Source organism: Vibrio xiamenensis (assembly GCF_900100015.1).
In the GTDB taxonomy this organism is placed as follows: Bacteria; Pseudomonadota; Gammaproteobacteria; order Enterobacterales; family Vibrionaceae; genus Vibrio; species Vibrio xiamenensis.
Genome location: NZ_FNDD01000017.1, coordinates 99706 through 113249 on the forward strand (window position 1 = coordinate 99706; position 13544 = coordinate 113249).

The following is a 13544-nucleotide window of genomic DNA, read 5'->3' on the forward strand; positions in this document are numbered from 1 at the left end:
TGGTCATTACTCCTCACTCACCACGCTAAAGTTAAATTTGCTTAGTTTGTTTGGCGAAATGCGTTTCACCAGCGGATTCTCGCTCAGCACTTTCATGCCAGTCGGCAGTGAGTCGGTGTCGAGTTTGACCAGAAACTGTTTACCTTTTTTATTCAGTACCCACTGATCCGGCACGTGATAGCGGCCATATTGGTCGGTCTCGATAACGACGCCTTCCACCGTCAGAAGCCTCACGCCCGGAATACCGTCTTCGTAGATACCTTGGTTTTCAATTTCGATTTCCCAAATGTACTCGTCGCCCTTTTGGTAGAGATGACGAGAAACCTTGAGTTTTTCAGCCGCGAGCCCTTTACTGCGGTCACCAAAATAGCGCGTTTGAGTATGCTGCTGGCGGTCAAAGTAAATCTCTGTCCCATCGCGGGTGGTGACTTTAAATTCAAAGCCATCACGAGTTTTGGTTTTAAACAAATAAGACACGCGATTCGGCGCTTTAAGCGTGCGATTGAGCGACACACCGCGAAGCGATTTTGTCACCGCGCCGCCTGTCAGCGGCGAGACACTTTCGCCGCCTTTCGAACCGTTGTTGCTTTTGAGGAACGTGTCTTTCAGCAACTTGGTCATACCATCAAACTTCACATGGGTCGAGTTTTTGATGTAGTCGCCCGCTTGAATATCCGCCGTCACCGTGACACTGCGCGCGGTGGCATCGGCTTGATAACCATCATGGTTATGATCTTCAAACACTTTGCCGATGATCGACGCGCTATCAAACAGCTTGTCCGGCGTAATTTCCACACTGGCACTGGCAATATTGGACTTGGTCACTAAGTCCGACTCGCTGCCTCCTTCACGCGGAGCAATCGCCCACGCCGTGTTGGTGTATTGACCAAAGGTTGCGCCGACACTGACGCGCAGCAAATAGCGAATTCGCACTTGCTCGGTCACGGTGGAACCCGAACGGCCATACGCGAGCATGTCACCGATGGCAAAACTTAAGGTATTGGTTTGCACCGGATCATCGGTCATCACAACATCGTCGGCGGTGTCAAACAGGCCATCCGGTCCACTGTTGGTGATTTGCGCCGAACCGCCAACGTAGGCAAAGCCGCCTGGGTAGCGGTCAATCACGCTGACATTTTTAAACTCAGACTCATTGTTGTTTTGCACCAGCACTTCGTACTCAATCACATCGCCAACCTGCGCCTCGGTTTTGAGCGCTTGTTTAGAGACCGTCAGCTCACCTTCGTTGTCGGCAAACTTTTTCACGTAGACGGTGACGCTATCGGCGGCGGATTCTCCGCTCGCGCTGTCGCTGACGCTAAAGGTGTTGGTGATATCATCATCAAAGCCTTTATTCAGTGTGCCTGTAATGTGAATTTGATAGCCATTGGCCATGTAAGGCTCAAGGTCGAGTGACAGCCCGCTGTTTGGCAGATCCAAATCTTGATCTTTAAAACTGCCCACCACAGTGCCACTTGGCCATTCGCTAATCGTGGTGGTCCAAGTGGTAAACAGCGGATTGCCATTGCTGCCCGCAAGCGCTGAAATGGCATCTTGCATACTCGCACCCACTACTTTGGTCGCGCCTTGGTTGGCAACGCGCAGCGTATAAGTCAGCTCGCTATCATCATTGTTGTACTCGGTTTTATCGGCAGTTTTGTCGACCACCAACAGCACGCTGCGCGGAGTAATGGTCACCGATGAGCTTTCCACTTTCGCCGCCGCGCGCGTTTCACCACTTTGCGGCGCGGTGATTTTAAACGCGGTATTGACGATTTCGCCCATGGCTCTGGAATCCACGGTACCGGTAATGGTGTATTCCACCGTGTCGCCAGGCGCGATATTGACGACCGAATTGAGGTCAGCATTTTCACTGCTGCTTTTGCTCTCAATAGTGGTGCGATCATCGCCATGCTTTTCTTCAACCTGCCAATGAGTGAATGCATTCACCACACTGCGATTGCCTGAATCGAAATCCGGTGCGGTTTGCACTTTAATCTTGGTCATGACATCACGCACCACCACATTGGTGGCAAAACCCTGACTGTCGTTAAACAGCCTAATCCGATACACCGTCTGCTCACCCGGCACGTAAATCGGCGAATCCGCTTGTTTGACAAAGGTGACGTTATCCGGCGCAGGCGTCAGTGTTGCGCTAGCACTTTGGCGCACTACGCTTGAGCTTTGGTTGAGCACCATGGTTGCGGTGTTTTCAATCACGCCATGACCGAGACGATGAGTCTGCCCTGTGATAACAAATTCAATGGTGTCGTGCGGCGCGAGGTTGATTTCGCCGTCAATGTCTTTGTTCACCCCACTTGGGTCTGGCGAAATGGTGGTTAACTCGTCGCTGTGGTTAACGCTGATACTCCAGCGACTAAACGCCGCTTCCTGATGGCCGCTTATCGTTTCAACCGTCAATTCAGAAATGAGATCTTTGATGGCGATGCCGCTGGCAAATGCATCGCTGGTATTGGTTAGGCGTACACGATACGTCGCTTCAACGCCGGGCTCATAGACCATGTCGGTGTCACTGCCCGACTCACCAACAAATTTTTCCAGCGTTAAATTCACGCTTTGCGGCTTTAATGCTGCGCTGGCGCTTTGGCGCTCGCCATTAAAGTCCAACTGCGCAGTGTTGGCGATAACCCCTGTGGCTTGCTGGTTGACAACGCCTTCAACGGTAATGGTCACGCTGTCGTTGGGCGCTAAATCGATGCTGTAGCGTACATTTTCATTCCACCCTAAACTGCTGTCGATGTAGGTAGCACTGCTGCCCGCCACCACGGTTTGGTTCCAGTGGCTAAAGCTTGCACCTTGCTGATCATCCACGGTATCGACCAGCAATTCGCTAATCAGATCTTCAATCACCACATCATTGGCATAAGATGCGCTGTGGTTTTGCAGCGTAATGGTAAAGCCATTGGTCGCGCCCGGCGCATAATACTCGCTAAGCGGCGCCTTAGTAATGCTCAAGGTTGGCGTCAGTGGCGTACTGATGACGCTGCGCTCGGTCACATCACCAGCAAATTCAATGCTAGCAATATTTTCCACCGCGCCGATGATTTCGGTTTTTAATTTGCCAGAGATGGTCACCGTCACGGTATCGCTTGGCGCAAGATGAATGCTGTGGTCAAGATAGCTATGGCTTGACGATGGTAAGGTTGTCGCACCGGTTTTCGAGCTCGCCGAAATCACAATCGAGCCATTTTCAAATGCGCTAATCTGTTCACCAAACAACGATTGTGCGCTGATACGATCGACTCGGTCGGTTACCTTCACATCGGTTGCCCAAGCGCGAGTGGTATTGGCAATTTCAAGACGATACGTCAGAGTGTCTCCGCTTTGATATACGTCTTTATCAACTGATTTAGACAGCGTGACAGCAGCGTCAATCGGCGTGTAAGTCGCACTGTCACTGACTGAATCAATGCCATCAGCGTTGACATTCACTTGGTTAACGATTTCACCAATGGCGTTGCTGGCGACCGTTCCTTCTAAATGCAGGTCGATGCGTGCACCCGGCGCGAGTTGATACACACCGTGAAATCCTTGGCTATCGTCAAAATCGGTTTGGGAAATGGTATGACTTGAACTCGCGCCAGCATCGGTGATGGTCAAATGGCTGCGGCTCGCATCCCAGTTTTCAATCACGCGAGTTGGCACTAAACCATCGACCACGTCCGCTTTGATGTCTTTAACCAAATCTTCGATTTCAAGATTGGTGAGATACCCGCTGCCGGTGTTTTGCACTTGAATATCAAAGCCTATGATGTCTCCCGGCGCGTACGTTGCTGGCGCACTGGTTGCGGTTTTGCTTATCAGAGCCGTACCTGGCTGTGGATAGATAAAGTGCTGCTGCAAGTCGAATTGCTTGTTATCGACATACAAGACGTTGCCAAACTGGCCCACCGCGTCATCACGCACTGTGCCGACCACATCGATTTTCAGTACAGTGGCAACGTCATCCACCGCATGACCAAGATGTACTTCGGCGTTAATATCTCCGCTTGCGCTTATCGCGCTGGCATCGTTGTAAGCAAGTTCAGCGTTGGTCACAAACTCATGGCTTACCGTCCAACTGCTGAGCGCGGTTTTCTCACTGCCATCGGCGGTTTCGACCATAAATTTGCTGATTTCATCGACCACGTTGACCGCCGCATTAGAATCAGAGCGGTTAGCCACATACAGGGTATAACGCACCTCACCGCCCGGAGTATAAGTCGGCGTATCGGTGGATTTGTTGGCGATAATATCGGCGCTGCCCTCAGCAAGCACCACAGGGTTTGAATCCAATCCGCCGACACTGGCGATATTGGTGATATCACCAGTTGCGCTGTCATCGACAATGCCCGTCAGTACAAACACGACCTTGTCACCCGGCATTAAATCCATGCTGGCATCGAGTGGCACGCTGCCCTCATAGTTGCCCGAAATCGCAAAACGTCCTTCGCTTGGCTGTGAGGTGATGGTGGTGGCGACGCTGCTAAAAGCGCGCACGCCGTCTGAGGTTAACAAATCACTCAGTTTGTCCACCACGGCGACATCATTGGCAATGCCTTCGCCTTGGTTTTCAATGCTTAATTGATAGCTCACCTGACCGCTTGGGTTGTATTGACAACCATCACCGGTGGTGGATGGGAAACTGCAGCTATTACCATCTGCGGTGGTATTGATCACTGATTTTTCAAACACAATATCCGCGGGCACCGATGGAATCGGCGCAGTAGTGACGGTTTGGCTGCCGCCAACAGCAAGGTTGGCGTCGATTTCACCCAATGCGTCATCTCGAATCGTGCCAACAATGGTGAACACCACCGACTCGCCCGGTGCGATGTCGGCGCTGATATTCAGGTCGCCACTCGCATCATAGCTTGGCAGATAGGTATCGACGTCATCATCGATGCCAGTTGAAATACTGTGGCTAATTTGCGTGCTGGTAAAAGCAGGCTGCAAACCACCGCCAAGCACCTCAACCTTGATGTTGGAAACAATATCTTTCAGTACTGCGTTATCAAACCACACCGCTTCCGTGTTGGTCACCGCAAAGCGATACACTACTTCATCACCCGGGCGGTAAACATCACCGCTGGTGTAGCTCTTACCGCCGATAGACACAATGGATTTCTCGACGCTGAGTTTGGCCGTCGGTGGCGTTAAGGTTGATTTGGCAAAGTTGGCACCACGATAACTCGGCACCACAGCAATCGCGCTCATGGCGTCATCACGAATTTCACTGCGAATCACAAGCTCAATCCAGCCGCCCGGGGCTATCGATAAACTCGGAATATCGATATCCACATCTTGGCCGCCGGTGTAACCGCCAATATCGGTGGTCAATTCATCCGATTGGCTTACGGCAACATTCCAGTGGTTTGGCGCATACACAGCGCCGGTTTGGTCGTCGATTTCGCCGCTGGCATTTTGCGCCAGTTTCGATTTTATGCTGGAGAAGGTCTCTTTCAGCGCCGCGCCGTATTCGGTGCCTTTGCCTTGGTTTTCAAGACGCAGACGATACACCACTTGGCGTTGGTCATTGTCTATGGTGTAACTGGTTTTCTGCTCAGCAAAGCTGTCATCATGATAGGCTTTATGCAGTTTTGCGATGCTCGAACTTAGCATCGACGCACGCTCAGAGCTGAGCTTATGGGTACCATTCACCAGCGCGATGTTTTGAATGCTACCAACGGCTTTTTCCGACACTTTCGCCACCACGGTATAGCGCACAAACGCATTGCCATCGGCAAATTGATTGGCGGCAATATCAAATTGAGTATCGATATTGTGATTATCGGCAACCTCGCCCGCGCTACTCAAAGCGCTGCTGTCAGTGGTTGTGGTCACCGTCCATTCACTAAACGCCGGGCCGGACGTGCCATCAAAATAGTCAGTGGTGATGGCTGCGATATCATCGCGGATTGGCATACTGTCGATATGGACATTGTTGTTATTGACCAGATCAATTTGGTAAACAATGTAGCCGCCCGGTGTATAGCCACCGGTCAGTTCAGTGGCTTTATCGCTATCAAGATAATGCGTTAGCGTCTTGGCAAAATCGTACTTTTGCGTATCCGCACTGGTTTTACTGCTGACATAATCACCGTCGACTTTCAAATAGTTGTAAATATCGCCGACCGCATTGGCGTTAACCGTTGTGCTCACCACATACTCAATGGTTTCCCCTGCTGGCAGAGAGAAATGGGTGTTAATGTCAGCGCCATCTTTAAGGCTTTCATCCAAGTCCACCTGCGCCGCGTTGCTCCCGCCTTTTACGCTCGCACTCACCTGCCAATCACTTTGATAAGCGCCGCCTGTTGCTCCATCCAATTGTGACACCGTCACCTTAGATAGCACATCTTCAATCGCAATATTGTAAGCGGGTCCCTCACCGTCATTGGTGATGGTTAAGTGATATTCCAGCGGCTCGCCTGGTTGATAATTGGTTTTCGAGGCGGTTTTGCTAAAGGTTAAATGGTAGTCGCTTGGCATCACTGTAAGATCGCCAATGGTGATATTCCCTACCGCATCTTCGCGCACCACGCCTTCAACCGTATAAGTGACGGAATCGCTACCGGCAATATCGATGACGGTATCGATGTCTTGATTGTTCTCAACCGTGCCATCAAGGGTGCCGTCAGTGGTACCTGCGCCGCCGTGGCTATCTTGCTTGCTCACTGAAACGCGAAATTGATCGCTAAACGGATGCCCGGTCTGGCGGTCGCTCAGTTGCACGTCAAGACCTGTGAGGTCTTCGCTGACTTTACGATTATTGGCATAGCCGGTGTTCGACCAATGTTTGACCGTGTAAGTCAGGGTATCACCCGGCTTATAGTAGCGGCTCTCTTTACCATTCACGTACAGCTTACGCTCAACATCGGCGCCGGTATGAGCGCGGCGCATTTCGTGGTGCGAAACGTGGGATTTCTGATTGACCAGATTAAAGTGCTGATAGATGTAGGCATCGTTACTGATGACTTGGCTGAACGTGCCCACCTCACTGCGTGAGCCGATGACATTGTCTTTGATTTTGACTTTGATTTTAAACTCGCGCTGCTCGCCAGCGGCGAGCGAAAAGGTCTCGCCGCCTTCCAGTGGATAAATCAGGTTATCACTGGTTGCGCTTTGCCAACCGTTGCCATCGGCGTAATCAAATTGCCAATATTCAAACGGGCTTTGATCTTCAAGCTCAGCAATATGGCCGTCTTGGTTATTGGCCAGCACCGCAGTAATATTTTTCAGCGGGTCGACCAATTTCAATCCCGACACTGCGCTTTGGCTATTATTGAGCACCACAATTGAGTAGATGGTTTCATTGCCAGGGGTGAAATATTGGCTATCGGCGGTTTTAACGATCGAAACGTTAAGGTTATCCGCCTCATCACCAATTTCGGCGCTGGCAGACATGTTCAGCCCATTGACCGGGTCGTACACCTCAACCGTGTTGGCAATTTCGGGCTTAGCGTAGTCGTCTTTCACTCGCGCATGAATATGAAATGCCACGCGGCCAAAACCTTCGCTGGTTTTCGGGTCGATATCGATGTAAGCATCGATATTGCCGTTGTCGGGATAGTCGCTTTTGTCCCCCGCGCGACTGCCGCTGCCAAATGGTTCGCTGTGCGAGTCGGTCGTGGCGCTGATGGTCCACTCTGAAAACGCATCCATGCCGATAATGTCGTCGCTGACATGCACTTCATTGGCAAACCCCAAGCCGCGATTAAATACTGTGATATCAAAATCGACCCATTCACCTGGCGTGAACGACTCATCGTCAGTCAGTTTCACCACCACCACATCCGGTTCGCGCGGATACACTGTCGTGGTTTCACTTTCGCCACTTTGTGAGCTGGAATCTGGCGTTGCAACGCTTGCTGTATGGTGAAATTGACCATAGACAATCTGACTATCTAAGCTGCGGTCGATGGTTGCTTCAATGGTGTACACCACCTCAACGCCCGGCGGAATTTGCGCGACGGCATCAAGGTTTTGGTTGTCATTCAAATTGCCAACATCGGTGTAATTCAAGAGCTCCGGCGTGTCAGAAAAGACTTCCGCCGACACCGTCCAAGACGAAAACACCGCTTTGGATTGATTATTAGGCTGAAGAAGTGACGCGGTCACTGAATCAATATCACTGTTAACTGCAACATTGGTGGCGTAGCCATTACCGCTTGGGTTAGTAACATGGATTTGATAGGTGATCTGGCTTTCTTGCTTGCCATAGTGGCTGTACTCTTCATGAAAGCTGGCATCGGTGTCGGTTTTCACGGTTTGATTAAACTCGACCGTGAAATCGCGCGGATCAACGCCGCGGTCGGCATACGCCGTGCCATCAACGGTCACGCTATTTTGAATATGGCCGTTGGCATACGGATTGACCTTCGCCACTATGGTGTAAATCACATAGCTTTGTGGTTCGATGGTCGCGACCACATCTAGCGCATTAGGTGAGACCAAGCTGCCATCAATTCCCGTTTCGGTCGACTCGGCTTCGCTGCCGTCCTGGCGATACGCCTTAGCGGTGACGTTCCAACTGTTAAATGCGGCAACACTGCCACCCAGTACCCCATCGGATTGAATGTTAGGCAGATCATCAAGCACGCGTACTTGGTCGGCAAAACCGTCACCATCATTATCAATGCGAATGGTGTAAGTCAGCTCGCCATTCGGTGAATAATAACGACTATCGACGTCTTTACTGACACGCAAGTTATCCGCCGGCATTTGCACGCCCGAGCCACTTTCTGTCACGTTATCGTTGCAACCGGATTGGCTATCTAAAATCGTGCCGACACTGGTGGCGCTGACGACCGCGGTCAGACGGTAATGGATGGTTTTACCCGGCGCCAAGTCAGGTGACAGCGTCACAGGTGTCGTCAGCCAACTGTCGTAATCAAAGCTACCCGGGTCGCTGCCTTGGTCGTCACTGCCTGACACCACTTCCACTTTCCAACGCTCAAATGCTTGGCCCTGACCTGCGCCGCCCGCTTGCTCGGTCATCACACAACTTAAGTCATCGACAATTTGCAGATTGTTGGCAAAGTAGCTGTCAGATTGGTTGGTGACTTTGATGTCGTACTCCACCATATTCGACGGCACGTACTCTGACATTGAAGTGGTTTTGCTGATTTGAATCTCAGAGTCATCCACACTCAGCACTTTTTCCGCCGCCAAACTTTGGCTCACTTGCGCATCGCTCACCAGCGCGCTATCGCTATCCAACACCTTAGCGTTAAAGCCTTGAATGTTGCCTATCGCCACCGGGCTAACCTGAGCAGTGATGCGATAATCAATGGATTCGCCGCCAAACAGCGTAATCTCATCGCTAAACACTTGGTTTTGCACGCTGCCTGAATCGCTAAGCGCCGATAAACTATGGTCGCCCTTTTCTATGACTTGCGCTGTCCATCTGATAAACGGATTACCGCTGACATCGCGACTATCAAATTCGCTGCCAAGGTTATTGGCAAGCCCCAAATTCGACACCAGTTCACTGATGTTTTGCGCGACTTGATATTGATGAGCAATGCCCTTGCCGCTGTTGACAACCGAGACATCAAAGACCATTTCATCGTTAACGCGATAATTACCACTTTGGCTTAAGGTGTGGCTAATGCTGATTTCAGGCTCGGCTTGGGACAGAGTTAACATTTCACTAACCACGTCACCATCACGCGTATTGGCGTGCGCCTGCGTCGTGATGTCGCCAATCAAGGCGCTGTTAACTTGGGTGGTCACGGTGTAAACCAAACGTCCGCCGACTGCGATGACGGCGTTTTCTACCGTGAGGTCACCTTGAATGCCATAATCACCAAGCGCGCTTTCGCTGCCACTTTTGCTGCCGCTAATTGCGACCAGATCAAACGCAAGATCAGCGGGATTATGCACACTTTCGGTGGTGAGTGATGCAAACGGCGCGGTTAGGCTCAAGCCTTTGATTTGGTAGCTACCGGTATTTTCAACGCTTAAGGTGTAAACCAGCTGTTCGCCGCTTTGGTAATGCTCAAGGCTGGCGCTAAGCGATAACTGGTATTGGTATGGTGCAGGCTCAATGGCAATCGAATGATTGGAGGTAAAACTTTCAGCGCTGCCATCAGAATCAATGTCGGCGCTGACTTGTACTTGGCTTAGATTGATTTGCTCAACGATGTCGTCAGAGGCAACAGCTTCAACGCTATAGGTGATGGTACCAAAGGGAAAAAGCTCAGCGGCGACCACATTAAGGTCGGCATTTTGGGCAACAAATGCCCCAGCGTCAGAGCCAAACCCACTGCTGGCGCTGATGTTGGATGAGCTAAACGCTGCGACGGTTTGAGTTTGGCTATGGGCCGTTAAACTGGCGATATCGCTGCTGATACTGACATCGCGCAATATTTTCGCGGTGTTGTTTTTGACTGTGATTTGGTAGGTGAGCGGTTCGCCGTTTTGATAATGGCTGGCAGAGGTGGTGACACTGACATCGATTTCCGCCGCTTTGGCGCCGCTGCACAGTGCAGCTGATGACAAAATCAACAACAGCGCTGCGAGAAACCACCGAGAATATACATTGAAAAAAGCGCCAACACCTTGTTTAACAACCACTTTAAAACCTTAGTTATACCGAGAATCGAAAATAGCGTTCGGCTTACTAAAAGGTTATTTTTAAGCCGAAAATCAATCCGGCTAAGTTAATGATATAGAGACAAGATGTAAGGCTAAAAAGCCTGATTTTACAGTCAGGATTTTCTCACAAACCCAATAACTTGAAGCGCCGCACGTGACAGAACAATAAAAACGTGCCCACTCATTGATCACTTAGATTTGTAAAATAAACACAGCGATTCATCGACTTACCGCCGATGTCTAGATTTCAGAAAGTGGCGTTTGCTCAACGCTTGTCATTTGCTCATCAAGGTTAAGCACCGTGAGCGCGTTACTAACACTGGTCGCAATCACATCCACCGCGCGGGTGCGCAGCGCACCCAATAGCGCCAATGGCTTACTGTTTTCTGCCGCAATGGCGATCACTTCACTGATCGGGCGAAACTCATCGATGCTCAGGCCAATAATACGATCGCTCATGACGGTGGTTGCCACTTGACCATGAATATCAAAAAAGTCGTAACCAGCAAAATCCCCCACAACACCTTGCAAAAGACGTGATTGCACCACTTCCTCAGCGGTAAACCAGCCTAAGTCGACCATATAGCTGTTTTCACTCATATCGCCGATCCCAACCAGCGCAACATCGGCTTTACGCGCCAAATCTAGCGTCTGCTTAACGGTGGCATTTTGCATAAAGGCCAGTTTTTGTTCGCGATTCTCGGCGTACGCTGGCGCATACAGGGTTTCCGACGTGCCGCCATATTTTTTCGCCAACTGGCGACAGATGTGGTCTGCGTTAAACATCCCACCGCGCGGGTGAATGCCACCGATGCCGCAAACGAATTTGCAATCACGCGAGGTAATCACCCCAACATGATGCGCCACCGCCGACACATTACGTCCCTGACCAACCGTCACCACCATGCCGTTTTTGAGTGTCGAGTTAAGATAGTTAGAAACCAAACCGGCCACTTGCTGGCGCTGCTGTTCCTCGTTTGGCTGATCAAGGGCGATCAACGCCCGTTTGACGCCGAAACGTTCAATCAAACGCTGCTCAATCTTAGCGCTGAATACCGGGTGGTATTTTACCGTGATCTCGACAATGCCCTCATCACGCGCCTGTTTGAGCATTCGCCCAACTTTGGCACGAGAAATCGCGTATTTTTTGGAGATCTCTTCTTGGGTCGCACCATCTTGATAATAGGAAACGGCCACTTCGGTCAGCAGATCGGTGCTTTCTACCGAGATATCTTTGCTCGAGCTCGACATAATGCTTCTCTTATTCGGTCTTAATAACTGAACATTTGCTTTGTAACGATACAAATGTAATAGCGACTTTAGCATGTAACTTTTGCTCAGCCAAATGACATTTTCTCGAGGTTATTTTTTAGTCAGCCTAGCTTTGCTAAACGCTTAGTCTATATAAGCAAACGTTTTTCTGCTTAGGGTGAAATAATTGCTTAAAAAAAGCTTGATAGACTTCACCTAAACTCCCCTTTACCAATTGACATTTACATTCATTCGGATAAATATGGACACATCATTTACTCAGCGTTAGAACAAATGCTCAACCCGAGTTTTGCTTGCGCTGAAAATTTAAGAGTTAGCTTGTCGCCGCTCGCTTATTGGTAGCCCTGAGTGATGAGTTAACCAGCTAGCATCTGCCTGACTGCAATGCAGTCCATAGCCAAAAAATAGGATGATCGATTATGAGCAACAAGCTAGAGCAACTTCGTAAAATGACTACTGTTGTCGCGGATACCGGTGAGATTGAAGCGATTAAAAAGTACCAACCAGAAGATGCCACCACCAACCCTTCTCTAATTCTGAAAGCCGCTCAAATCGCCGAGTACGCGCCACTTATCGACCAAGCTATTGAATACGCAAAATCACAAAGCAGTGATAAAGCTCAGCAAGTTCAAGACACTTGCGACATGCTTGCTGTGAACATCGGTAAAGAAATCCTCAAAACCATTCCTGGCCGTATTTCGACTGAAGTTGACGCACGTCTTTCTTACGATACTGAAGGCAGTGTTGAGAAAGCGCGTAAACTTATCAAAATGTACAACGACGCTGGCATCAGCAACGACCGTATCCTGATCAAACTGGCTTCTACTTGGGAAGGCATTCGCGCAGCGGAAGTCCTAGAGAAAGAAGGCATCAACTGTAACCTGACACTGCTATTCTCATTCGCACAAGCACGTGCGTGTGCTGAAGCAGGTGTATTCCTGATTTCACCATTCGTTGGTCGTATCATGGACTGGTACAAAGCCAAAGAAGGTCGTGACTTTGAAGCGCAAGAAGATCCAGGCGTATTGTCAGTTACTAGTATCTATAACTACTACAAAGAGCACGGTTACGAAACTGTGGTCATGGGCGCAAGCTTCCGTAACATCGGCGAGATCCTTGAGCTAGCCGGCTGTGACCGCCTAACTATCAGCCCACAATTGCTGCAAGACCTAGCAGACGCTGATGGCGAAGTTGTTGAAAAACTGAAAGTAACAGCGGCATCAAAAGAGCGCCCTGCTGCGATGACGCACTCAGAGTTCCTATGGGAACACAACCAAGATCCAATGGCGGTAGAGAAACTGGCGGAAGGTATCCGTAACTTCGCTATAGACCAAGGCAAACTTGAAGCGATGATCGAAGCAAAACTGTAAGGTTATTAAGGCGAGCCGCAAGCTCGCCTTTGTTTATCCAAGCAGCGACCGAATTCCCTTTTAAACAGCCACGCAGCAAAAAACCAGGTTTTTAACCCGCCGTTTTTGGCCAGCAAGGCTGTTTATTTCAATTTAAACGTATCGAGTAATTATCATTATGGATCGTAAAATTCTCGCTAACGCTATCCGTGCTCTGGCAATGGACGGCGTTCAACAAGCAAACTCTGGTCACCCAGGCGCCCCAATGGGCATGGCGGACATCGCTGAAGTTCTTTGGCGTTCACACCTAAACCACAACCCAGC

Annotated in this window: 4 protein-coding genes; 2 read left to right on the plus strand and 2 right to left on the minus strand. The window is 50.1% G+C overall.

The features are described 5' to 3' along the window. Window positions 1-6 precede the first annotated feature (6 nt). Window positions 7-10578 carry a DUF11 domain-containing protein gene (locus BLS03_RS14565; protein ID WP_245696702.1) on the minus strand — a complete coding sequence of 3524 codons (10572 nt, stop codon included), beginning with the start codon at window positions 10576-10578 and terminating at the stop codon, window positions 7-9. Window positions 10579-10839: 261 nt separating this feature from the next. Next, window positions 10840-11850, minus strand: a complete 1011-nt coding sequence (locus BLS03_RS14570) for a sugar-binding transcriptional regulator (RefSeq protein WP_093275359.1) — start codon at window positions 11848-11850, stop codon at window positions 10840-10842. A 440-nt stretch (window positions 11851-12290) separates the two neighbouring features. On the opposite strand from BLS03_RS14570, the gene tal reads away from it, so the two are divergent. Both tal and BLS03_RS14580 read left to right on the plus strand, forming a co-directional pair. Then, window positions 12291-13241, plus strand: a complete 951-nt coding sequence (gene tal / locus BLS03_RS14575) for a transaldolase (RefSeq protein ID WP_093275362.1) — start codon at window positions 12291-12293, stop codon at window positions 13239-13241. A 157-nt stretch (window positions 13242-13398) separates the two neighbouring features. Beyond that, window positions 13399-13544 (plus strand): hypothetical protein (locus BLS03_RS14580; RefSeq protein WP_143015638.1); only part of this gene is annotated, 146 nt, incomplete at its 3' end.